The 23,372-nt window shown below is 69.6% G+C and carries 20 protein-coding genes and 1 pseudogene; 8 read left to right on the plus strand and 13 right to left on the minus strand.

Annotation, left to right across the window (positions count from 1 at the left end; genetic code table 11):
* Nucleotides 1–33: 33 nt before the first annotated feature.
* The 5 genes from J7E87_RS22085 to J7E87_RS22100 form a co-directional block, all read right to left on the minus strand.
* A complete protein-coding gene (locus tag J7E87_RS22085) occupies nt 34–1,671 on the minus strand; it encodes a Na+/H+ antiporter (RefSeq protein WP_215096217.1) in 1,638 nt (545 codons plus the stop codon).
* A gap of 226 nt (nt 1,672–1,897) precedes the next feature.
* Nucleotides 1,898–2,020 (minus strand): hypothetical protein, encoded by a 123-nt coding sequence (locus tag J7E87_RS35940; RefSeq protein WP_285427361.1) that lies wholly within the window; start codon nt 2,018–2,020, stop codon nt 1,898–1,900.
* Nucleotides 2,021–2,033: 13 nt separating this feature from the next.
* Nucleotides 2,034–2,279, minus strand: a complete 246-nt coding sequence (locus tag J7E87_RS22090) for a hypothetical protein (protein WP_215096218.1) — start codon at nt 2,277–2,279, stop codon at nt 2,034–2,036.
* A 30-nt stretch (nt 2,280–2,309) separates the two neighbouring features.
* Entirely contained in the window at nt 2,310–3,545 is a 1,236-nt protein-coding gene (locus tag J7E87_RS22095; protein WP_215096219.1) for a DUF418 domain-containing protein, read from the minus strand.
* 185 nt (nt 3,546–3,730) lie between these two features.
* Complete coding sequence (locus J7E87_RS22100; protein WP_215096220.1) at nt 3,731–4,081, minus strand: hypothetical protein; 351 nt, start codon at nt 4,079–4,081, stop codon at nt 3,731–3,733.
* Between the two features lie 228 nt (nt 4,082–4,309).
* Here J7E87_RS22100 and J7E87_RS22105 point away from each other — a divergent pair, with 228 nt between their 5' ends.
* Together J7E87_RS22105 and J7E87_RS22110 are read left to right on the plus strand one after the other, a co-directional pair.
* Complete coding sequence (locus J7E87_RS22105) at nt 4,310–5,173, plus strand: NAD(P)-dependent oxidoreductase (RefSeq protein WP_215096221.1); 864 nt, start codon at nt 4,310–4,312, stop codon at nt 5,171–5,173.
* Between the two features lie 52 nt (nt 5,174–5,225).
* The gene (locus tag J7E87_RS22110; RefSeq protein WP_215096222.1) at nt 5,226–5,582 is read left to right on the plus strand and encodes a hypothetical protein; all 357 of its coding nucleotides are present in this window, start codon (nt 5,226–5,228) and stop codon (nt 5,580–5,582) included.
* On the opposite strand, the gene J7E87_RS22115 is transcribed toward J7E87_RS22110, so the two are convergent.
* Both J7E87_RS22115 and J7E87_RS22120 read right to left on the minus strand, forming a co-directional pair.
* Nucleotides 5,549–6,526, minus strand: coding sequence for a magnesium transporter CorA family protein (locus J7E87_RS22115; protein WP_215096223.1), 978 nt, complete (start codon nt 6,524–6,526; stop codon nt 5,549–5,551). The two genes, J7E87_RS22110 and J7E87_RS22115, sit on opposite strands and share 34 nt — an antisense overlap.
* A 126-nt stretch (nt 6,527–6,652) precedes the next feature.
* Nucleotides 6,653–7,763, minus strand: a pseudogene (locus J7E87_RS22120) (PP2C family protein-serine/threonine phosphatase).
* Between the two features lie 478 nt (nt 7,764–8,241).
* Here J7E87_RS22120 and J7E87_RS22125 point away from each other — a divergent pair.
* The gene (locus J7E87_RS22125) at nt 8,242–8,601 is read left to right on the plus strand and encodes a phage holin family protein (RefSeq protein ID WP_215096224.1); all 360 of its coding nucleotides are present in this window, start codon (nt 8,242–8,244) and stop codon (nt 8,599–8,601) included.
* Between the two features lie 223 nt (nt 8,602–8,824).
* On the opposite strand, the gene J7E87_RS35265 is transcribed toward J7E87_RS22125, so the two are convergent.
* Nucleotides 8,825–8,992: a DUF6308 family protein gene (locus J7E87_RS35265; RefSeq protein ID WP_285427371.1), complete on the minus strand. Its 168-nt coding sequence runs from the start codon at nt 8,990–8,992 to the stop codon at nt 8,825–8,827.
* 898 nt (nt 8,993–9,890) lie between these two features.
* Here J7E87_RS35265 and J7E87_RS22130 point away from each other — a divergent pair.
* From J7E87_RS22130 to J7E87_RS22145, 4 genes are all read left to right on the plus strand, one after another.
* Nucleotides 9,891–10,511, plus strand: a complete 621-nt coding sequence (locus tag J7E87_RS22130; RefSeq protein ID WP_215096225.1) for a DUF6230 family protein — start codon at nt 9,891–9,893, stop codon at nt 10,509–10,511.
* A 163-nt stretch (nt 10,512–10,674) separates the two neighbouring features.
* Nucleotides 10,675–11,166, plus strand: a complete 492-nt coding sequence (locus tag J7E87_RS22135) for a DUF6114 domain-containing protein (protein ID WP_251017849.1) — start codon at nt 10,675–10,677, stop codon at nt 11,164–11,166.
* Nucleotides 11,163–12,083: a hypothetical protein gene (locus tag J7E87_RS22140; protein WP_215096226.1), complete on the plus strand. Its 921-nt coding sequence runs from the start codon at nt 11,163–11,165 to the stop codon at nt 12,081–12,083. The genes J7E87_RS22135 and J7E87_RS22140 overlap by 4 nt, the downstream gene beginning before the upstream one ends.
* Nucleotides 12,084–12,873: 790 nt before the next feature.
* A complete protein-coding gene (locus tag J7E87_RS22145; RefSeq protein WP_308313010.1) occupies nt 12,874–13,308 on the plus strand; it encodes a response regulator transcription factor in 435 nt (144 codons plus the stop codon).
* A 10-nt stretch (nt 13,309–13,318) separates the two neighbouring features.
* Here the strand turns inward: J7E87_RS22145 and J7E87_RS22150 are convergent, their stop codons facing one another.
* From J7E87_RS22150 to J7E87_RS22170, 5 genes are all read right to left on the minus strand, one after another.
* Nucleotides 13,319–15,070: an ABC transporter ATP-binding protein gene (locus J7E87_RS22150; RefSeq protein ID WP_215096228.1), complete on the minus strand. Its 1,752-nt coding sequence runs from the start codon at nt 15,068–15,070 to the stop codon at nt 13,319–13,321.
* Complete coding sequence (locus J7E87_RS22155; RefSeq protein WP_215096229.1) at nt 15,070–16,833, minus strand: ABC transporter ATP-binding protein; 1,764 nt, start codon at nt 16,831–16,833, stop codon at nt 15,070–15,072. Before J7E87_RS22155 ends, J7E87_RS22150 begins: the two co-directional genes overlap by 1 nt.
* A 125-nt stretch (nt 16,834–16,958) precedes the next feature.
* On the minus strand, nt 16,959–17,090 hold the full coding sequence (locus tag J7E87_RS22160) for a SapB/AmfS family lanthipeptide (RefSeq protein ID WP_215096230.1): 132 nt from the start codon (nt 17,088–17,090) through the stop codon (nt 16,959–16,961).
* A gap of 68 nt (nt 17,091–17,158) precedes the next feature.
* Complete coding sequence (lanKC, locus tag J7E87_RS22165; protein WP_215096231.1) at nt 17,159–19,759, minus strand: class III lanthionine synthetase LanKC; 2,601 nt, start codon at nt 19,757–19,759, stop codon at nt 17,159–17,161.
* A 562-nt stretch (nt 19,760–20,321) separates the two neighbouring features.
* Nucleotides 20,322–21,698: an IS1380 family transposase gene (locus J7E87_RS22170; RefSeq protein ID WP_215096232.1), complete on the minus strand. Its 1,377-nt coding sequence runs from the start codon at nt 21,696–21,698 to the stop codon at nt 20,322–20,324.
* A 487-nt stretch (nt 21,699–22,185) separates the two neighbouring features.
* On the opposite strand from J7E87_RS22170, the gene J7E87_RS22175 reads away from it, so the two are divergent.
* A complete protein-coding gene (locus J7E87_RS22175) occupies nt 22,186–23,301 on the plus strand; it encodes an agmatinase family protein (RefSeq protein ID WP_215096233.1) in 1,116 nt (371 codons plus the stop codon).
* Nucleotides 23,302–23,372 lie beyond the last annotated feature (71 nt).

The raw sequence follows: 23,372 nt of genomic DNA on the forward strand, positions 1-23,372 counted from the left end.
GGAGACACCCCGTCCCTCCCCGGACGCGGTGGCTCACTCACCGGGGGCCCGGCCGCGAGGTTCGGTGGTGCCGTCGGCCGGTGGTGGAGGCGACTGGTCGGTGATGGCGCGCAGGGCCAGCTCGATCCTGATTTCCTCGCTGTCCAGGACCGTCTGCAGTCGCCGAAGGACGATGTCGTCGATGCTGCGCTCGTCCCGCAGGCGGATGAGGGCGCTGCGTTTGACGCCGATCAGGGCGAGGCGCAGTTCGAGCTCCGCCCGCATACCGGGACCGGTGGTGTCGGGCGCCCCCGCGTTTTCGGCGGCGTACTGGCGCAGTTCGCTCAGGATGGCGTCGGCGGTCTCCGGCGGTGTTTCCAGGCGGTCGGCGTGGTCGGCAAGGGCCTCCAGTGCCGCGGCGGCGATCTGGCGATGGGCCCGGCGTTCCTCGGCGGTCTCGTCGGGATCGCCGCGCAGTCCGGCCCAGCGGATCACCGCGGGCAGAGTCGTCCCTTGGAGGACCAGCGTGACCAGGATGACGGTCACGGCGGTGAAGACCAGCAGGCCGTGTCCCTCGAGCGGCAGGCCTGCGGCCGTGGTGGCCGGGACGGCGAGGGCAGCTGCCAGCGACACGGCCCCGCGAACCCCGCTCCAGGCGATGGGGAACCTTTGCCGGGCGCCGGAGCGCAGCCTGCGCTGGACCTGGCGATGGTCGACGGCGCGGATGAGGTAGGGCACCGAGTACAGCCACAGCAGGCGCGTGGCGATCACCACGCCGCTGACCAGCAAGGCGGTGACCACGGCGTGCCACAAGGAGACGGAGCTGATCGCGCTCACGATGGCGGGTGTCTGGATGCCGACCAGGACGAACAGCGCGCTGTTGAGGATGAAGGTGCTCACCTCCCAAAAGGCGGTGATCTGTACTCTCGCGCCCGCGTTGATCACCTTGGGGCCCGCCTGGCTGAGGACAAGACCGCAGGTGACCACCGCCAGGACACCGGAGACGCCCACGGCCTCGGCGGGCAGATAGGTGGCGAATGGGGTGAGCACGCCCAGGGCGCTCTCCACCGCGAGGTCGTTCAATCGCCGGCGCAGGGCCACCACGACGGCGGCGCAGGCGGCGCCGATCGCGACACCGCCCGCGTAGGCCAGCAGGAAGCGCGCGACGGTGCCCCACCAGCTGAAGACCTGCCCCTCCACGACGACCGCGACCACCACCGCGTAGAGGGCGAGCGCGGTGCCGTCGTTGATCAGGCTCTCCGCCCGGAGAATGGTCCGGATCCGGCGGGGCAGGCCCCGGGCGACCGCCGCCACGGCGATGGCGTCGGTGGGGGCGACGACGGCGCCCAGGATGAAGGCGAGCGGCCAGGAGAGGCCCAGCGCGTGCCCCACAGCGGCCACGGCGGCGGCGGTGGCCAGCACCAGGCCGGTGCCGAGCAGCATGATGCCGCGCACGTTCGTGCGGATCTCGCGGAGCGAGGTGGTCAGCGACTCCCAGTAGAGCAGGGGAGGCAGGAACAGCAGCAGGACAACTTCGGGAGGCAGGACAAGGGTTCGGAAGTCGAGTGTGAGGCCGATCAGGCAGCCGCCCGCCACCAGCAGGACCGGCTCGTTCCAGCGCAGGCGGCGAGCCAGCCATGTCATCGCCACCACTGCCGCGAGGATCACTACGGTGACTTCCAGGCCGTACATTCGGCACCGCCTTCCGGCTCGAGGCGCTCCTCTTCGTCAGCCTGCCGCGCCCCGCCGGACGTTCGCCAACCGAACGGGCACTGGCTGAACGGGCACTGTCCGGTTGTCCGGTGCGTGCGTCCGTCCGGGTGTGAACGCGCGGCGTGGTGGGGGCGGCGAGGGAGTGCTGTACGGGGCCCGCACGGGGCCGCACCTGCCTGGCCGTGCCCTCCCGATGGCGGGTGGTTCAGCCCTGGGCGAGTTCGGCCAGGGCGTCGGGACGGGTGGGTGTCCGGCCGAGGTCCCGGCGGGCCCGGGCGCCGGTGAGCTGCTGGTCGAGGGCGGCGAACGCCTCGGCGATCGGGCCCATCCGCCGCACAGCCTCATCGAGGGTCAGCGAGTCGATCCTGCCCGGGCACCCGGCAGCCGTGACTGAGGGTGCGGGTGATGTCCGCAAGCGGGAGCTGCCGGCCGCTGAGACCGGCGTAGTCGGAACCGGCCGGGGCGTTCAGGGCCGGGGCGAACGCCTCGGCGAGGGGCACGGCACCGGCGGTGCGCGCCGGCTCGACGAAGAACGACCGCGTCAGCCCGCCGGAGTGGCCGTAGCCCAGCACTGGCGTCACGACCACCGGGCGCAGGGTTCGTTGTGCGCCGCCCGATCATTTGATCAGGAGGGCGGGCGTGGTGGCGGCATGCATCATGTACTCCAGTGGCCCACGCTGGAAGGCCCGGGTCCAGGCGAGGGCCAGCAGCATGGCAGCCACGGCGAAGCAGATGAGAACCGGCAGGGCGGCGGAGTCCGGCAACTCGTCGACGCCCAGGGCCTTGATGGCGATGATGTGGCCGACGTAAGCGGTGAGGGCGATCGAGCCGACCGCGATGACGGGCGCGGCAAGCCACCGCAGGCGCGCCGACCGGGCAGTGGCGATGAGGCAGGCGGCCAGGACCACCAGGGCGACGCCGGTGCTGCCCAGGATGGACCATGTCGTCTGACTGTGAGGCGCGGCCACCAGCAGCCAAGCCGGAACGCCGACGGTGGGGTCCTCGCTGACGGCGTCGGACCACCAGGCCGATGCGGCCGGCCCTCCATCTGTGGCCGCACTCACCGCGGCTTGTGCTCCGGGAACGAGGTGCAGCGCCAGCCATGAGCCTCCGTATCCGAGTACGACCAGCGCGCCGCCGGACAGGGCGATCTTGGCGGGTACTCCGGGCCGCTTGAGGTCGAGCTTGGCCACCGCCATTCCGGCGATGATGAAGGGCAGCCAGGTCAGGACCGGGTACTCGCCGGTGATGAACAGCTCGACGAGCCCCTCCGAGTCGGTGATCCGGGCGAGCGGATCGTGGGCGATGACGGCATCGGCCCAGCTTCCGTGCTCGACCGCGGCCAGGAGCAGGTACCAGACCAGGGGCATGACCAGCGCGGCAGATGCGGCGATGGCGGCCAGGGTGGGCGCGCGCAGCCGGTACAGCGGAAGCGCGAGGATGAAGAGCAGTCCGTAGACGGAGAGGATCACATCGACACTGGTGTCCAGGGCGGTGAGGAGGTATCCCAGGGCGATCAGGATGGCGGAGCGGATCAGTACCCTGCCCACGGCCTGTCGCCCCGCGCGCCCGGTTCGCGGCTCCGGTCGGCCGGTGAGAATGACGAGGGTGAACCCGGCCAGCAGCGCGAACAGGGTGGCCGATCGCCCACGGGCCGCCTCCATTGCCCAGCCGAGCGGGCCGCCCACCGACGGCTCGGGGCCGACATGCGCGGCATACATCCCCAAGATCGCCAGGCCGCGGGCCAGGTCGAGACCGATCAGCCGCCCTGCCGACGACGTAAAAGGCGGGTGGGCGGTCCTGGCTGAGGACCCTGCCTCGGGCGGCGCGGGGGGTGATGCGTCACGCCTCATATGCTCCAGGCTCGGGGAAGCTGCCAGTTTCAACCATCCGGCAGGCGGCTGCTATCGCCCCCGCCGACTGGCTGGCGCAGTGCCGTCGCTGAAACCCGGGTTCCGCGCTGACTTCGGCTCAGGGTGCGTGATTCCCATGCGCGCTGTGGTGCGTGGTGGCTGAAGCGCATATCGACGCCGCTGGTCTACGCCGCCTTGCCCTCGTCCTGCCCATGGGTGCGCTTGAGCGCCATCCGCGCGTCGACCACGTCCGCCGTCAAGGTCGCCCAGTACGGATGCGTGCTCACTGTGACCGACAGGTCGAGCAGCCGTCGGCGCAGCCGCTCCACCTCCGCTACTTGCTCCGCGGTGTAGCCCGCACTGTCGGGAAAGGACACCACCCGGTCGCCCAGTACATGCTTCTCACTCGCCCAGCCGGGCTCCGGGGTCGCCGACCACGGCAGGGCCCGACACAGCGCCGCGTACTCGGCACGCGTCCGGTGCAGGTCGAGCTGCGCGGCACGGAGGTCGTCGGGGAAGTCGTACGTTTCAGCCACGACAGAATAGTACCTCTGTTCGATTTTGGGGGAGCACCGCGAGCTCGGGTGTGTCTCGGGTGTGTACAGGTCCCGCGGGGGACTGCTCGAAGCTGTACCGGGTCGGTCCGACGACTGCCCATCCCCGACGTCGACTTGCTACTCGTGAGGGGCGCTGCGTTCCTTTGCCAGGAAAGACTCGGGTTGTCGGTGGAGCATGGGCACGGGGGAACAGAAATGAGGTTTTCCATGTCTCACGCTTCCACCGTCGCTGTTCTCGGAGCAGGCGCACTCGGCGCCGCGATGGCGACGCGGCTCGGAGATACCGGCCATGAGGTACGGCTGTGGAACCGTACGGAGGAGAGGGCCCGGGCGGTGGCGGAGCACGCTGCCGGGGTCATGGCAGTGGGGGAGGTGGGCGATGCGGTCTCCGGCGCGTCCGTCGTCCTCACTGTGCTCCGTGACGGCGATGCGGTCGCGGACGTCATGTCGGATGCCATCGATCGGCTCGACAACGATGCCGTCTGGGTGCAGGCGAGCACGGTAGGGCCACAGAGCGCCGGCGCCCTGGCCGCTCTGGCTCGTGATCATGGTGTCGCGTACCTCGACGCACCGGTCTCGGGAAGCACCGCTCCCGCTCTGCAGGGCAAGCTTGTCTGGCTGGTTGCCGGCCCCGAGGACGTCATTGCGCGGGCGCGTCCCCTGCTCGACGATCTCGGCTCGTCCGTGCTCCACGTCGGGACGGGGGTCGAGGGCAGCGCCGTCAAGCTTGCGGTCAACGCCTGGATGGCCGCCTCGACGGTCGCCATGAGCGACGTACTCGCGCTGTGCGACGCTCTCGGCGTCGAGCACGCGACGTTCGTCCGGGTGCTTGAGGCGGGCCCGCTCGCCATGCCGTACGAGCTGCAGAAGGTAGGCCTCATGGACGACTCCTCCTACGCGCCCGGATTCGCGGTGCAACTCGCCCTGAAGGACATCGAACTGGCCGAGGCAGCCGCCGCCCCCAGCCCTCTGCTCCAGGTTGTCCGAGACCGCCTGGAAGCAACCGTCGCAGCCGGCCACGACAACGACGACCTCGCCGCCGTCGACTACCTGAGGCGGCCGTCGTCGTAGACCGCCTGCGGGCCGCCGCTCCGGTCCGGCCGTATTGGAGGCGGGGAAGCCCATGGCGCTGGAGCGCAGAACGGCGTTGTGCTCGCGGACCCGGGCGTACCTCGCGTGCCCGGTCGGCCGCATCGGCTGGGTCCTGCGCCACCATCGGCCCGACGAGCGGATCCTCTATGGGCGGGGCGTGTTCGCGCGCGCCACAACTGATGTCCCGGTCCTCGCGCGCGTCAAACCAGACCTGGACGCACTCTGCGCCGACCACGACGTGAACTGCCGTCAGCACCTTGCCGGCGGCCCCGAGATAGCCGGAGCGTCGGTGGCGGGCACCGTCCGTTCCGGTGACGATGACCTCGGCTCGCGGGCATCTGATGCAGCGGCTCGTCAGAGCCAGTCTCTGCGCTTGAAAATCAGATAGAGCAGAGCGGACACGACCACGATGAGGGCGGTGGAGGCGATGTTTCCAGACTGGTGGCCGAAGCCGGGATAGGGGAGATTCTGGCCGAAGTAGCCGGTGATCGCAGTGGGAACGGCGATGATCGCGGCCCAGCTCGTCACCTTCTTCATGATCAGATTCATGCGGTTGGCCTGGACCGACAGATTCGTCTCCATGACCGAGGCCATCATGTCTCGCAGCGATTCGGTCCATTCGGTGACGCGGAGAACGTTGTCGTAGACGTCCTGGTAATAGGGGACAAGAGAGTTGGTGATCACGGGCGGGCCGGGCCGCATGAGCGAGTTGACCACCTCGCGCATCGGGAGTACGACGCGGCGCAGCCGGACGAGGGATTTGCGTAGTGCGAACGCCCGGCGTTGCACGGTTTCGATCTCGCGACGTCCTGCTGCGAAGAGCAGATCCTCCAATTCCTCGATGCTGTCGTCGAGTTGCTGCACCGCGGCGAAGTGCCCGTCGATGAGATGGTCGAGCAAGCCGTGCAGCAGGAATGCAACGCCGTGGCCGGCCAGGTCCGGGCTCTCGTCCCAGCGGGTGACGACGTCCTCAATGTCGAATCCGTCATCCTTGCGGACGGTGATCATTGCCTGGCCGGTGAGGAATACGGCGATCTCGCTGGTGGACAGTTCCGCGCCGTCCGGGCCGACGGTGACGGCGTAGGCGGTGAGGAATTCGTGGGTGCGGTAGTGATCGAGACTCGGCCGCTGTCCATGCTGTGCGGCATTCTCCAGAGCCAGGTCGTGGATGTCGAATTCTTCGCCAACCATGGCGAGTTCAGCGGATCCAGGTCGGCACAGGTCCAGCCACACCACTGACGCCGGGTCGGCGAGGTGCTCGGAGATGTCACCGGCGGGAAAGTCCTCCAGGGCGAGGATGCCGTTGTGATACAGCCGGGTGCGCGTCGCCATGGCCGGAGCCTAGCGCCTTGCTTTCCAGTTCCGTCAGTTCGCGCCTCTGCCACCCAATTCTTGAAACTGGGCCGGCCCAGTCGAACTTGGCGAGAATCTTCTCGGTGGTTGCTGTGGCGGGCAGGGTCATAGGCGCACGATGACCAGGGCGGTGTCGTCGGTGGCACCGCCGGGCGGGAGCAGGTCGGCCAGCAGGGCGTCGGCCTGGGTTTCAAGGTCGGCTGCCTGGTGGCGGGCCAGAGAACCGGCGAGTCGCGCGAGGCCGGTGTCGATGTCTTCGCGGCGGCGTTCGATCAGGCCGTCGGTGTACAGCACAAGGACGGCGCCCTCGGTGAAGGGCTCGGAGGCCTGGAGCCGGGGGGCGTGTTCAGGGCGGGCGCCGAGCGGGGGGTCGGTGGCCCGGTCCAGGAAGTCGACGGTGCCGTCCATCTGCAGGAGGGCCGGTGGCGGTTGGCCGGCGCTGCTGTAGGTGATGGTGTGGGTGTCCCAGTCGATGAACGCCTTGGCCACTGTGGTGTTCTCAGCGCCGGCGATGGAGCGGGCGTACAGCTCGAGGACTTCCAGGCCCCCGCGGGGCCGCCGACGACGCGGGAGGCGGCGCTGAGCGCGCTGCGCAGTTGTCCCATGACGCCGGCCGCAGACAGGCCGGGGCCGACAACGTCGCCGACGGCGACGGCGACCGCGATGCGGTCACCGCCCAGGTCGACCAGGTCGTACCAGTCACCGCCCACTTCCAGCGCGTCGACGGCGGGCCGGTAGCGTACGGCCGTCCCGTGGCGCCCGACCGGGCGAGGAGCGGGCAGCATCGCCTCTTGCAGGCTCAGCGCGACTTCGCGGGCGCGGATGAGTTCGGTGACATCCTCCACCCGGTGCAGCAGCAGCGCCACCCGCCCGTCCGAACCGAAGACGGGGACGTTGATCAGACTCAAGTACCGTTCGTCCCATACCTCTGGTCGGGCGAACTCCTCCACGTCGTAGCGCTCCAGGGCCATGGCGGGCTCACCGGTTTCCGCTACCCGGCGTAGAGACGTCTGAATGTTGCGCAGGGCGGCCGCGGTGGGGGCACTGGGGTCGGGAACGTCGTCGGGCAGGTAGTGGCCGACGACTTGCTCACGGGTGCTGCCCCGAATGCGCAAGAACTCCTGGCGTCCGCGTAGACCAGCTGCGGCGTCAGCAGCGCCACCGCCCCGGCAAAGGCCTGGAACACCGCCGCGTAGTCGATCTCCGGTTCCGTCACGTCTTTCCCGCCTCGACCCCGCCGATGGTGTGTCTTTCACGATAGGAGCGGGGGGCCAGGCCCCTGTGCTCCTCTTGCCGTGGTGCCCGGCAGGTCACCCGGGCGGCCCTGGGCGACTGGCAGCAGGGGCTGGGGAGCGTCGTTCGCCGGCCTCGGCAGGGCTTACCGGACCATGCCGGGAGCTATGGAGTACTGGGATACTCAGAGGCTTCCCAATGGAGAAGTCAAACCGTGTTGCCCGCATCGGAGTTGTAGCTGTCGCGGTGGTGCAGCCGGTGGCGGTGCGGCAGCACGCCCTCGGTACCCGAGCCGGATCCGGCATGGGCGTGGAGCCCTCGCGAAGTTCCGTTTCGGTGTGGTTGGCGGGGCCGGGGGGATCACCGGAAAGGCGCCGGAGGGGTGGACCTTCGCCGGGCCCAGGGCCCCCTCCCAGCGAGGTCCGGCGCGTGCCCGGCCGCGTCAGGGGTACCGGAGAAGCATGCAGGCACTCTCACAGGATGTGATCGCGTTGATAAGCGAGGACGTTGACCAGGTCAAGGCGGAGCTGGTGGCTGCTGTGACCGAGGGCAGACGGGGGTCGGCAGCGTTGGGCGCGGGCGGAGCGCTGGGGTTGCTGGCGCTGCTGGCGGCACAGGAGTCGGCGGTACGCGCGCTGGAGCGCGTGTGGCCGGCGCAGCGCGTGGTGGGGGCATTGGCGGCTGCGTACGGTGTCGGTGCGGTGGCGTTCGCAGCGTACGGGCGGGCGAGATTGCGGCAGGCCCGAGCCGCGTCGCGGGAGGCAGTCACATGTTCGCTGGACGCGGTGGGGCAGGTGGCGGACGAACTGAGCAGTGACTGACGGGGCTGACGAATCCTGCCCGCGTTGTCCACCCGACGGTATTTCCGTAAGGAGGCCACGTGCCTGTTCGCGGACGGTCGCATCCCGCCACGGATCGGCGCTGGGGTGGGCGATGAGCAGGGCCGTGACCCGGACCGCAGCCTGGTTCTCGCGAACATTGCGTACACAGAACGGTTGGTAAAGTCCCTCACCCTCATCCCTGGCGGGAGCGCCTCGGCAAAGGTCACGGCCGGACGCAGCCCGTTCCCCGGTGATCAGTGCGATGCCGCTTCCACGCCACCACGTCACAGACCCGCAGCACGCTGACCGTTTCGGGGAGCCCGGCGGCCTGCCGCAGTGCCACCGGCTCGCGGTGGAGGGGGTCGTCGTCGGCGCGCGGCGTTGCGTGCAGGGCGAGTCAAAACGACGGCGGTCGGCCGACGGCGCAGCGGACGACGATGCTCGAACGACTACCTGTGAAAGACACGGCCCCTGGCGGCAGATCGATGCCGAAGTAGCACCGCAGTTCCGCAACGGCCTGAGGGCCGGGATATGAGGGCGCGCAGCCGTTCCGCGAACGGATGGGGGAAGGTCAGCTGAGGACATCAACGGCTCTGGTCCTGGGCGGGGTTGATGGGCCGGGAACTGCTCGGTGGCTATGCCTGTCGGATGGCTCGCGGTCGTGCCGGTTCGGCGGCGACCGACCGCTGGACCGTTCTCACCGGAGACGGTGCCGGAGGTCGTGGGGGCACGCCGGGCGCGGAGTGGCCAGTCCGTTCGTGAGGCGTAGACCCTCTTGCGGGAAAACGGTGAAGGGTGACGCATGTCCGGCAGCGGCGGCGCTCTTGCTGTCCGAATGCGGCTGGGTGGGATCAGCCGGGAATTTGGTTTGCCCTTGAACTGACCGCGTAGGCCGATTGAGTGACGTGAAGCAACATGGGTGACAGAAAGTCTGCGAAGTTCATCTGTGCGCAGCATTATCGATCGTAATCGGTCGGTTGCCGATCTCCGGCAGCCGGTCGGAAGTCGGTAGGCGGAATCCTCGCGCCGGGTCGGTGCCGGCACTTCGAGGGCAGCGGGGTCCAGCATCCCGGTGCATGATTCCTCGGTGGCGGCACACCCATCGCAGGCAGTTGCCGACGACGGGAGCAGTCACCGGGACCTGCTCAACTTGTTTGTCCGAAAGCGGATCGACGACTCGGGTGTCAGCTGAGGCGTCTCGAAGACGTAGCTGCCCTCTCTCCTGCCCGGCCGGGCCTGCGCGGGCGAGGCCGAAGGGTCGCCGGTACATCCAGGAAATGAGAATCGGCATGTCCCAACAATTCGGTCGGACCCGCTGGAAGCGATTCGCCTTCTTTCTGGTGCCGAGCATCGCGGCCGCCGCGGCCACGGCCATCGGCTTGGCCCAAGGAGCACTCGCCGCGTCCTTCTTTATCTCCGGGAAGGAGTTCAAGATCTCCGCCGACTCGCTGACCGGAGAGGGATTCAGCCTGTACGGCACGGTGGACGTGACGCGGAAACGCACCCCTGTGCCGGTCGTGGTAGCAGGGTTCAAGTCCGCAACGATCCAAGGGCTCTGTCAGTCCGTTGTCGTCCCGGTCCCGGTACTTGGTCCCTACACGTTGACCGTCACCGGTGGTCGCCGGCCGACCACCGCGAAAAACCTCTTCATCGACATGGCCACGCTGGAGGCCGACCAGGCGAACTTCCGGCGTATCGATATCGGGATCGCCGCCGGGTCGCTCACAGTGGGCGAGGTCAGCCCTGGTGACCGGGACTCACGGTTCTTCGACCCGAACGGCTTCGCGCAGCAGGCCAGGTCGGCCACCCTGACCGACCTGCGGCTAACCGCGGTCGCGACCTCGGCCGGCACCTTCGACGTGCCCGGCCTGAAATTGTCGCTCGACAAGGGCAAGGACGAGTGCTTCTGATCCGCCCTTCGGTTCCTGAACGCCGCACAGATCCGCAACGGCCGACAGCGCAGGCGTCGGCCCGGCGCTGACGGCCCGGCACGCGCCGGCGGGGGGCGCCCATCCTCTCCATCGACTTCCACCACCTGCTCACCCCTCAGGGAGCTGCCACGTGAACGCGACCATGTACGCACGGTCCGGGCTACGCGACGCGATCGCCCCGGCGAGAAGGAGATTCCGGGCCTGGCGCGGCACCCGCCCTTTCTGGGCCGGTCTGCTGACCCTCTCCGCCGGCCTCCCCATCATCTACTTCCCCTACACCCACCTCAGCTTCGGCGGCTTCACCCTGGCGCTGTCCACCACCGCCGGCGCAGGGTCACTGCTCATCGGGACCCTGCTCATCGTGCTGGGCGTCACGCTCTGGCTCCAGCACCAGGTGCGGATCTTCGCTGGGGTCGCGGCGATCCTGCTCACCCTGGTCTCTCTCCCCGTCGCCAACTTCGGTGGCTTCCTTCTCGGTCTGCTGCCTGGGCTGATCGGTGGCTCACTGGCCTGCGCGTGGGCTCCACCGAGCGCCATTGCGGAGCCCCGGACGGTTGCGGCCGACCCCGACGACGGGATTGCGGTGCCGGAAGCGGCAGCACAGAGTGCGGTTCCCGCAAGGCGTACGAAGTGACGAATGACGACACCCGGACGGGCCAAGCCGAGCGCACGCCGACCGTGAAGTCGATCCGCCCGGGCTGCACCCCGTACTCCTTGCTGAAGGCAGGCATACGCGACCGGTCGTATCGGGCGGTCGGCGGCGTGCTGGCGCTGGCCGCCCTACCGCCGGCGCTGCTCATGACCGCGGCGGTCTCTCCGGCATTGGTGTCGGCCGCCGATCGCGCGGCCCTATATGTCACCCTCGCAGCCCCGGCCATTTCCGTCGGCGAGCGCTGGGAAGCTTCCTGCGACCCCGCGAACGGGACCCCGCCAGCCGCTGCGTGCAGTTCGGCACCGTCAGCCGCTGCCGTGGTGACAGGCACGGCCCCCCAGCGCCGCGCTCCCACCACGTCGCCGGGCGCCGGCGGCCTCGCCAGACCCGTCGGTCTCCACTCGCCGATGGACGAGGCGGCGGCTCGGATGCCCGGCGTCCCCTGGACTCTGCACTCCAGCAGGCTCGTCCTGCGCAACAGCGTCTTCCGCGGGGTGGTGACCGTGGAGACGGTGGCCGGGCCCAAGCGGGTGCTGAAGTTCACCGCCCGGTCCGTGGACATCGATGACCTCGACGTGAGGGTGAACCAGGGCAGTGGGACCTCGCATCTGCAGGCCGAGCCCGGCACCACCTCCACCATTGCCGGCGAAACGGTGACGATGTACACGGAGAGGCTGACCGGCATCATCACGGGCCTGGAGGGCAGCCCCCTCCCGAGCGACCGCAGCGTCATGCTCACACCGGACAGCCTCCCGCCGTGGCTTTTCGACCCGGTCGCGGCAGCACCGATCTCATCGATGCGGACACTCACTTTCCAGGAGGTGACCGTTTCCCAGGCAGGTCAGTCCGGCGGTGATCTGACGATTCCGGGCCTGCGTCTCCACGAAGCGGGGAGCTGACCGCCGCACCGGGGTCATGCACGGTGGCCACCTGCTGCAGTCTCCACGGGCCGCCTGCTCCTCCAGGCTCCCCGCGGACGAGCGCACGGCCCGCATCGGCCGCAGACGAGGTGTTCGATGTCCGGCGGCAAGCGAGCGGCCTGTTTCGCTGCGGAGGTCTCTGTCGGCGGGGTCGCATCGAGGTCGCAACTGGCCACGCTGCCCGTCGGGTTCGGGCTTCGACGGCCACGCTGACCGTCTCCGGCGATGGGTGCGTCGTCGGCGCATGACCGCGTCGGCTCGGGCGGTGTCCACCGGTGGGGATCGGCCACGGCGACCGACCGGACGGCTGCTTCACGTACGGCTCGGCACCGAACACGTCATCGCTGGTGGCAGCACCTGGATCCGTCGACGGCCGCAGGGAGGACCAGCCGGAGACCGGACGCGGTGCCCTGCACTGTGAGCCGTCAGTCGAGTCCGGCCACGAGATGGAAGCCCCAGGCAGGAGGGGAAGTCGACCTCGTCCCAGGGAGGCCGGTCCGGTGCTCGGGTACGGGGCAACCCACAGCTGGCCGAAAGCCGAGCCATCGCTCCGTCCGAGCCGGGTAGACGGGGGCGTGCGAGACGCAAGTTTCGGTACTTCTCAGGAAGTGAGGCATACGTGATACGGGTGCTGTTGGTGCACGACATATGGCTGATGCGATCGGCCCTTACTGCACTGTTGGAACCTGCGGACGACATCGAGGCGTCATCCGCGTGTTGGGAGAAGGCACCGACCCAGGCCCGCTCGCTACTGCCCGACCTTTGCGTTGTGGACGCGGACTGTCCGGGGTCCTCGCGATTACCGGACCACCCCACCGGGCAGTGCGAGCTGCTCGTCCTGGCCACCTCGTGCAGACCCGGCGTTCTGCGACGTGCCGCCCAGGCCAAGGCTCTGGGCTTCGTGAACAAGGACGCTTCGCCCGCCCAGTTGCTGAACGCGATCAGGCTGGTGGCAGCGGGGAAACGATACGTCGACGCCTCTCTCGCCCCGGACCTTGTCCAGGCGGCCGACATGTCACTGACTCCCCGTGAATTGAGCGTGCTGGCGCTCGCTTCGGACGGCGCTACCGTCCCTGAGACCGCCGGCACTCTGCAACTGAGCAAGGGGACCGTGCGGAACTACATGTCCGCAATCATCCGCAAGACCAACGCCCGTAACTGGACTGACGCAATCCGTATTTCGCAGGGGGCGGGTTGGGTGTAGACGGGCCGTCTCAGATCCTCTCGGCGTGCCACTGTCCCACCAGGTCACGGTAGAGCGGCGACTGGTCGAGCAGTTCCTGATGATTCCCGCAGGTGGCGTTGAGGCCGTCGAGCACCAGGATCCGGTCGGCGCGCCGAGCCGAACTGATCCGGTGGGCAACCACGATCAGTGTCCCGGGCCGCAGGGCGAAGGCCCGTTCGGCCCGGGCCTCGGCCGCCGGATCGAGGTGGCAGGTCGCCTCGTCCAGGATGACGAGCGGCGCGGGGGAGAGATGCGCCCGGCCCAGCGCGATGAGCTGCCTTTCGCCCTGCGACAGGGCCGCGGGATCGACCTGCGCGTCGAACCCGCCGAGCCTGCCCACCAGGGGTCCGAGACCGACCGCTTCCGACGAGGCGTTCACCGCCGACCGCGACGCTCCGTCCGGGCACAGGTAGAGCAGGTTCTCGTACAGACTGCCGGTGAAGACATAGGCCTGCTGCGGGATGAGCACGCGCAGTCGGGAGGGGTCGTCATTGGCGTGCAGGAGCGCCGGCCGGTCGTCGAGCCGTACCTCGCCCATGTCCGGTTCGAGCAGGCCGGCCAGCAGACAGGTCAGCGTCGACTTGCCGATTCCGCTGGGCCCCACCACCGTGAGGTGCTCACCCGGCTCGATCGTCAGGTTGAGGCCGCGCAGCACGGGTTGCGCCGCCGGACCGTAGGCGAACGTCACCGCACGCAGTTCGACCCGCGGCGCCCCGGGGTGTCCCGCCGCCGTCGCCGGCCGCTCGCGGGTGCCCGCGGGCACCGGGACGGTCGGGCTGGGGTCGGGTCCGGGGGACAGCCGGCCGAGGACCACGAGCAGCCTGGTGCCGGCCGCGCCCAGCGCGTTCATCAGGTTGTGCAGAGCGGGCAGCAGGGCCTGGGTCAGATACGTCAACGCGCCGAGCAGGGCGCCCGCCGTGACGCCCTGGCGCAGCAGCCAGGGTGCGCCGATCAGGAGCAGGACCACCGGGAGGTGCCCGGCGACGCCGAGTGACAGGGAGCGGGCACTCGCCCACCGGGCCAGGGACCGTGCCGACTTGGCCTCCTGCTCGATCAGCGCGTGCGCTTGCGCCGCGACGGGTGTCCCCGCACCGCAGGCCACCACGTCGCGCAGACCCTGGGCCATCGAGCCGAACTGCGCCGACAGGGCCTCGTCGGCACAGAGGAAGTCGCGTTGCCGGGCGGCCATCGGCGCCAGCGTGGCCAGAAAGAGCAGCAGCCCCGTCAGCAGCGGTGGCGCCACGACGACCAGCAGTGCGGGAGCGAGCGCGGCAAGCCCGAAAAGTGCCCCGACCGAGGTGAAGACGAAGGAACGGGCCACGAGCACCAGCCCCGCGAAGCTGTCCCGTGCGATCTCCGTCTGGTTGGTCAGCCGGGAGACCACCGCGCTGTCAGCGGCGTGCGCCGGTTCGGCCAGCGCCTGGTCCAGCGACCGTGTCACCACCCGGCGTACCAGGCCGTCCCGCAGCGGTTCCACGAGGTCGGCGAGTCCTCGGAAGACACCGCCGGTGGCCAGACCGCCGATGACGATGGCCAGCGCGGCCACTGCCAGCCACGCCAGGCCGGCGCCGGTACGGCCGACGAGGAAGCCCCGGTCCAGCGCCATCGCCACGCCGTAGCCGCCGAGGAAGGTATGGGCCGATTCCAGCAGGGACCAGCCACTGAGCTTCAGCAGCACGCGTTTGCGGCGGCCGAGGAAGCGCAAGGCCTGCGGCAGGAGCGGTGAGCCCGTGATCGTCATCAACTCCCGCCGGTGTCCTGACCGGTGTCCGCGAACACGGCCCGGTAGTCGGGCTCCTCCCACAGGCGTTCGTGCGGGCCCACCGCGCGTACGAGGCCGTCCTCGACCCATGCGACCAGGTCGGCACGAGCCGCCGAGGAGACACGGTGAGCGATCAGCAGCCGGGTGCCCGTCCGGACGTCGTGTACGAGTGCCCGGCCGACGTCGAGTTCGGTGACGCTGTCGAGGCTGGAGGTGGCGTCGTCGAGGACCAGCAATCGGCCGGCGTGGGCGAAGGCCCTTGCCAGTCCGAGGCGTTGCAGTTCTCCACCCGACAGGGGGGCACCGGCCAGCGGCGCCTCGTATCCGCCGGGCAGGAGCCGGACGAAGGTGTCGGCCCCCGCCGCCCGGGCCGCGGCCGCGATCTCGCGGACGGAGGGCTCGTACGGTCCGAATGCGATGGCCGCGCCGACCGTTTCGCCGAACAGCACCGGCCGTTCGAAGGCGTAACCGACCTCCCGGCGCAGCTCCGAGGGATCGGCCTCGGTCAGCGGTACGCCGTCCAGCAGCACCACCCCCTCGTCGGGGTCGGCCAGCCGTCCGGCGACGGCGGCGAGAGTGGACTTGCCCGCGCCGGAGCGCCCGACGACGGCCAGCGTCGTGCCCCCGGGCACGACCAGATCGACCCCGCGCAGCACGGAAGCGCCGCCGCGGCTGACGGTGACCGCCCGCAGTTCGACGCGCCCGGGACCGTCGGCGGGCAGAGGACGCGTCCCGTGGCGTACGGCGGGAAGGCCGAGCAGTTCGGCGATGCGGCGGGCCGCGGCGCGGCTGCGCAGCAGGGAGTTGAGCTGTCCGACCACCGCGCCCAGGCCGGCGGCGAGGGCGGCATAGCGGGCGGCTGCCAGCAGGTCGCCCACGGACAGGCTTCCACCGACCAGCCGCACCCCGCCGACGGCGAGGACGACGGTGGTCAGCAGGGGCACCAGAATCCCGCTGCCGACCGACGCGCGCCCGTAGACCTGCCACATGCGCCGCCCCTGCGCACCCAGTTCGGGAAGCGGCGCCAGCACGCGGGCGAGTTCACGCTCGGCGCTCCCCGCGGCGGCGACGGTACGTGCGCCACCGAGGGCCTCGAGGAGGCGGCCGGCGATGTTCGCCTGCACGCGTTGGTACTGGGAGATGCTGTCGGAGGAGCCCTGGGCGAAGGCCCGCAACAACAGGGCCAGCAGGGGGATCCCCGCGAGGAAGACAAGGGCCAGCCAGAGGTCGATGAGGGCCAGGTAGACCAGAGCGCCGACCGGGACGAGGAGCGAGGCCAGACCGATGGCCGCCGTGCTGGGCGCGGTGCCCGCCTCCGCGGCGTTGCCGGTCAGCCGGGTCACCAGGTCACCCGGGCTGAAGCGGTCGGCGGCACGGTGCGGCGCGAGGGAGAGGAGGTGGTCGGCTCCGCGGCGGCGCAGCCAGGCGGTGCTGCGGGCGCTGTTCGCGCCGCCGGCCAGCGCCTCCAAGGCGTCGAAAAGGACCTCGGCGGCGACCAGCGCAGCGCACAGAACGACGGCTCGCCGCACCCCCGCGGCTTCTTCCAGCAGCAGGTCGAGCGTGTGCCCGAGCGCGGCAGGCAGGGCGACGGCCGCGGCGGCAGATGCCGCGCTGAACAGGAAGACGGCGAATGTGTGGCCCGCACTGTGCCGTACCGCACCGGCCAGGATGCCTGAAGCTCCGGCGAGGGGTACGAATTCCGTGGCGTTGTGGAGTGTTCCGGGGCGGGGCGTCGGGGCCATACGGGTGCAGTCCTCGCCTCCGTCGGAGAGATGCGGGGCAGGCGCACCGCGGTCCCGGGCGATGTCGTCGCTCGGGACCGCGGCGCCGATGTCACCACAGGGCCGAAGTCCTGTGGCAACCCGGGTCAGTTACAGGTGGTGACGCTCAGGCTGCTGTCGCCGCAGAGCAGCAGGCTGGCGCGGCTGCCGCCCGTCGCGAGCTCGCCGGTGGCCTCGGTCTTGGGGGTTTCCATCGTCTGCAGGTCGAGAAGTGTCATGGTGTTGTTCCTCTCCTTCATGGGGACGGATTTTCTTGCTCAGGTCCCCCCGAACGGGGGGACCGGTTTCAGGGCCGCCGTGGCGGCGGGAGGAAGGGCAGGTGCACGGGCTTGTCGTGCAGCGCGCTGCCCAGCGCGAGCAGGCAGCCGGCTGTGCCGGTGCTGAGGTCCATGGACAGGCGCATCATCTGCTCGCCGGCGAAGGCGAGATGCCCCTGGTAGGGGATCGCGCCCCACGAGAGTGAGTCGATCTGACGGCGCAGATCGGCGGCGTGCGTGCCCGGGCCTCCGGTGGTGGTGCGGCTCAAGTGCAGCACCATGCCCGCGGCGCCGCGGAACAGGCCGGGCTGGGCATAGAACTTGGCCTGCGCCGCCTGCACGATCTCGCCCCTGGCCTTCTCGAACTCTTCGTCGGCGCGGTGGACGAGGTAGTCGTCGAGCACCATGCCGATGCCGACGCTGCCGGCGCCGAGGTAGGGCATCGTCCGCCAGCCCTCGTCGACCTGAAGGGCTCCGCCCACGCCTCGTAGACAACGGGCCAGGTCGCGGCGCAGCGCCTCAGCGGCCAGGTCCAGCAAGGCGTGGTCACCGGTCGCCTCGTACAGGCGCAGGTGGAGCAGCGCCGTTCCGGTGGCTCCGTGGAGGAGTCCGGCCCGTGGATCCCCGGCGCCGGCCGTCCCGGACGAGGGAGCGCCGGCCTTGTCGGCTGCCAGCCCGGCGCACTGGAGCGCTTTGTCGCGCAGGGCGCTCTCGCCCGTGGAGGTGGCCAGGGAGTCGAGGGCCAGGCCGAGTCCGGCCAGTCCACTGTGCAGATCGGGGGCTATGTCCTGCCAGTTCTGGGAGGTGATCGTGTCGATGAGGTCCAGGGCGCGTTGGCGGTGCCCGAGCCGGTCGAGGACCCAGGCGATGCCGGACAGACCGTCGTAGAAACCGAGTGGGCTGCCGGAAGCGGGGGTCTTCGCGGCTCTCAACAGCCATTCTTCTGCTTCCGGAGCCGGTTCGGCGCCGGTCTCGGCCAGGGCGTAAAGGACACCGGCCGCTCCGTAGGCGAAATTCGCGCCGCCGCCGGCCGTAGCGAATTGGGCTATGTCTCCGGGGAAGAGACGGTCCTCCCGCTCCGGAGAGGCGGAGGCCAGGATGGCCCGGACCATCGAATCGCGGCTCCGCGGCCAGTCGGCGAGCTCCACGGGTAGGTAGGGGTCCGTCCCGCCTCGGGGCGGACCCTCCGGTATCCGCGTGGAGCGATGGCCGCGCAGGATCTCGTCGACCGCTTCCTGGAGAAAGTCGCGGGGTACCGGGAACTGCTGGGCGGCGATCTCCGCCAGATGCGCGGCTTTCGCCCGGTCTACGGCGAACAGACTGGTGAGGGGCAGGAACAGGGCTATGCGCAGGCACGCCAGGGCGTACCGGTCGACGTCGAAGCCCCTGCGGTCGGCAGGTGCGACGAACCCCGGATTGGCAATCACCTGACGCCGGTTCACGTCGTCGACCGCGGACGCCTCGAAGTCCAGCAGCACCACGGAGCTTTCGTCCTCGGACAGCATGATGTTGAAAAGGTGCAGATCGTTGAAAGCTACGCCCCGCGCGTGGATCGCCGATACGGCGTCCTCCACCAGGCGGTGCACCCGCATGGCCCACTGGGTGTACTCGGCGAGCCGCTCCGGGCTGGGGTCCGCTTCGATCAGCGGGTGCCGGTGCGCGAAGATGCTGTTGAGCGGGCGGCCCTCGATGAACTCCATGACGAGGAAGGAGTGGTCGCCCAGGGTGAACCAGTCGCGCACCTCGGGAGTGCAGCGCAGGCCGGAAAGCCGCCGCAGCGCATCCCTCTCGCGCTCCAGCCGGGTCACCGCGTCGGCCTCGTCCGCGGCCAGGCCGGCGTGTGGCCGGGCCTCCTTCAACACCACTTGCTCATCGGTACGCAGGTCCCGGCCGACGAACACGCCGCCGCCGTTGGAGAAATGGAGCGCGCGCTCGAACCGGTACGGGATGCCGGTCAGCGTGGTGGCGGAGCGGGCGGTCAGGTGCGGTTCCAGAAACTCGGGGAGAGTGACCCAGTCCGGGGGGTGGAACGTCGGCTCCCTCCGGTCGGGAACAAGCCGTCCCTTGTCGTCCTCGACCGCGGGGCGCAGCTCACCCTGGTCGTCATAGCAGTGCCGCTCCGTGAAGCTGCCGTAGCGCACATGGACCGGCCCCGCGCCCCAGCGTAAGTCGCTGAGTATGTACGGACCGGGCTCGCCCGCGAGCAGACGGTCCAGGTCTTCCGCGATGGTGCGGCACTGGTCGTCGTCGGCGGGGTAGACGGTGAGGAACTTTCCGCTTGCGGCGCGGTCGGCGTATTTGGCGTTGCGGGTGTGCAGCAGGTACCGGCTCGGCATGCACTTGAAGGCGATGGATCGAGGGACGCAGTAGTCCCAGACCTGTGCGAGCACCTTCTCCGCGTTGTCCAGGCAGGCGGAGATGTGGATCTTCCATCCCTGGCTGGGGAGTGCACTGTCGAGCGGTCGGAACGCCAGCCAGTCGCCCGACCGGTGGCGCTGCCAGCCGTCCGGAAGCTCGCGCCGCACGGCCTCGTAGAGAGCGGCGGAACCGCTGCCTTCCTCGTGCGACCGGTGCGGAGCGTCGTAGAACTGCCGGTTCGCGTCGCAGAAGACGGCGTACCCCTTGTTCATCGCACTCCTTCGGCCGGTGTCGTTGAGACGTTTTCACGGCGTCGGCGCCTGCGACAGTCGCGTTTGTCATGAACCACCCGTGAAGAAATGCACGGATAGCAGACAGGTGCTGCGCGGCCGGAGCGCGCCCGGCAACGACGCGCGTTTGAGGCGATCGAGGACGAGCCGGCGGTGATCCACCGCAACCCCTGTCGCGGATCCGGGGCGCGGCGAAGCCCTCCGCGGACTGCGGGTGCTCGGGGGCGAGGCCGAGGATTCCGTCGGCGGTGCAGCCGCTACGGGCGACTGCGAGCAGCGGGATGCCCCCGTCTGCGCCGGGGTGGGTTCCCCGCGTCGGAGTCGGTGAACAGAGCCCGGGGCGGAGGGTTGGCGGCCAGGACGTCCGTACGGCTGCCTAACCTCGATCTTTCGTGACGGTCCGTCGGTTTCTCCGGCGGGCCGTTTCGGCTTGTCGGGCCGGTGACGGGCAGGCCGGTGGCCCGGCTGTCGCATCGGGGTGGGCGCCGGGTTCCACGGTTCCGGTGGGATGGTTCAAGTTCGTCGAGATGGGTCGTTGTACTGGTCAGCCGGGGTTCGGTAGGGCTTCGAGCCGCTGGATCGCGCTGGTGATCACGTCGGTCCAGGGCCAGTGACGGGCGAATCTCAGGTGCCGGCGGCGGGCGGTGGTGACGAGCTGGGCGGCGGCGGAGAACAGTCGTAGCCGCAGGCGGCGGGGCTCCCAGAGCCGGGGTTGGCCGGTCAGTGCGAGCATCGGCAGCCAGGCCAGCAGGTCGAGGGCGAGCTGGACGATCTCCAGCCAGATCCGGTTCTGCGCGGCGTCGTGAAGGGGCAGGTTGCGCAGGCCGGTGGCGCGCGCATTGCGGATACGGTCCTCGGCCCGGGCTCGCTGGCGGTGCCGTAGTTCGAGTACGGCGATCGGGGCGTCGGTGGTGTTGGTGGCGAAGCAGGTCAGCCGCAGTCCGTCGGCGTCGGTGAAACGCAACTGGGCGCCTGGGTGGGGACGTTCCTTGCGGACGATCAGCCGCATCCCCCTCGGCCAGCCCTTCAGGACGTCACCGTCGAGTTCGGCGGTCCAGGCGCCTTCGCGGATCTCGCCACCCGGTTCGACGGCGGGCGTCCAGGCGGAGGCGGGAACCTTCAGGACGGCCTGGTGGATGGCTTCGGTGATGGTCATCCCGACCGAGTACGACAGCCACCTCCCGCGTTTCGCGAGCCAGGCCACGAACTCGTGGGTGCCGCCCCCGGAGTCGGTGCGGATCAAGGTGGAGCGACCTCGTCGATATCGCTTGGGAAGCTGGGCCAGGGCCAGTTGGGTGGCGGTGATGTGATCGGCGGCGGTGTTGCTCCCCGCGTTCCCGGGCCGCAACAGCGCGGCCACCGGCTCTCCGGTGCCGCTGCGTCCATGGTCGACGAAGCCCATCAGTGGATGATGTCCGTAAGTCTTCTTCCAGGTCGCGGCCGCGTCCTGCTTGTCGGAGTGGGCCAGGACCAGCACGCCGTCCAGGTCCACAATCACCTGACCTGCGGCGTCGGGCGCCGCCTTCCCGGCCAGCTTCCAGACGTGCTCGCGTACTTCGGCCCGAGCGGCCCGGATCGCGGTCAGAGTCTTCGGGCCGGCTGCGGCGAGGGTGTCGATGAGCCGGGAGACGGTCGGGTCGGAGGCCACCGGCCCGAACACAGCCGGCTCGGACCGCAGCATGCCTACGTCGGCCAGGCAGTCCCCGCCCAGCGCGACCGCGAGCGCCATATCCAGCAGGATCTTCCCCGGATCGTGCACCGCCCGAGGACGCCGCCACGGCGCGAGCGCCGCAGATATCGCTCCGTCCAGGCCGGTCTTGCGGACCGTCTCGACCAGCAGCACACCACCGGCCTGCGAGACCACACCGCGACCACCGCCCTCGACACGGACACGCGGGTAGGACCCGATACTCTCCTTCACCTGAGGAGTGTTTCTTTCATGCGACGACCTGGACCCTAGACAAGTCTCATCGTTGCAGGTCAGGAGCACTCTTCGCGTTTCTGATCACCCATCGGACGCCCGGCCACGCGAACGCGCGAGGCGAGTAAGAACGGGAGCTGTCCGACGGCAGATGCTTTCCTGGGCTCGTCGGGCCGGGAGAGGGAGAACAAGCCCATACAGCGCAGCCCTTTCCCACCTCTATGCATGCCGCCAGCTGTCGTCCGCCTGAATCTCTCGCACCGGAGTGAGGGTGTGGAGAGTATCGCCGGGAGCCCATGCGCAACCCCGGATGCCCTGTCGTGACCTGCCAACCTCCTGATCACCAGTCCGAACGACTGACTGTTGCGGTCTGTCTCGCCAAGGTGCGCGGCGAATCACCACAGGTCGGGTTGAGTGGCGGCTGTGTGGCCGGCCCGGCGCCATCCGTACCAGGCGGCTGTCCGGACGAGATCGAAAGGAGCCGCTCATGGAAGGTGTACCGCCGGATGCCTGGAAATGGGAAGTCGACCGTACGTCCGACCCGAGGCGCGAGCCCGGGCCGATCAACCTGCAGCGGTATGCGTTCGTACCGGCTTACGCCGGGATCGCCACGCTGTTCGGGTTGCCGCTGTGCCTCAATCCGGACGACCTGCGTGCTGGCCACGTCGATGTGGCCGTACTGGGAGCGCCGGTGGACATGTCCGCCGGCCACCGGGGGGCGGCCTACGGGCCGCGTGCGATCCGGGCAGACGAGCGGATTTTGCCCCACACTCCGCAGATGCTGGTCAATCCCAGCACCCGTATCAAGCCGTTCGAGGAGTTGACGGTAGTCGACTACGGCGATGCCGCGGTGGACCCTTTCAGTATCGACAACTCCATGGAACCGATCCGCGCTCTGGTTCGCGAGATCGCCGGAACGGGCGCGATCCCGATCGTGCTCGGTGGGGACCACTCAATCCTGTGGCCGGACGCCGCGGCCGTGGCCGACGTGTACGGGGCGGGCAAGATCGGCGTGATCCACTTCGACGCCCATCCGGACTGCTCCCACGACCTGCTCGGCCATCCCGCCTCGCACGCCACACCGATCCGCCGCCTGATCGAGGACGAACATGTCCCCGGACGCAACTTCATCCAGATCGGCCTGCGCAGCGCGATCGCGCCCGACGATGAACTGTTCGACTGGATGCGCGAGCACGGACTGCGGGCGCACTTCGTGGCCGAAATCGACCGACGCGGCTTCGACGTTGTCCTCCAACAAGCTATCGACGAGGCGCTGGACGGACCGGAGTATCTGTTCGTATCCCTGGACATTGACGTGCTGGACCCGGCCTTCGCGCCCGGGACCGGCACACCCGAGCCACCCGGCCTAACCAACCGCGAACTGCTGCCTGCCATCCGCCGGATCTGTCACGAGACGCCAGTCGTGGGCATGGATATCGTCGAGGTCGCACCCCACCTCGATCCCGGCTACACCACCACAATGAACGCCCGGCGGGCCATCTTCGAGGCGCTGACCGGGATCGCCATGCGTCGCAAAGGTCTTCCCGGTCCCTCGTATCTGGACCCGGCGGTCGCCGGACCGCCGCCCGGGCAGCAGACATAGCCATCACCGCGAACGGCAAGCTGATGGTGGAACAGCCCCCGCGCTAGCTCCCGCGCTCTTGACCTTCCGGC

This window comes from Streptomyces sp. ISL-1 (genome assembly GCF_018614585.1).
GTDB classification, from domain to species: Bacteria; Actinomycetota; Actinomycetes; order Streptomycetales; family Streptomycetaceae; genus Streptomyces; species Streptomyces maoxianensis.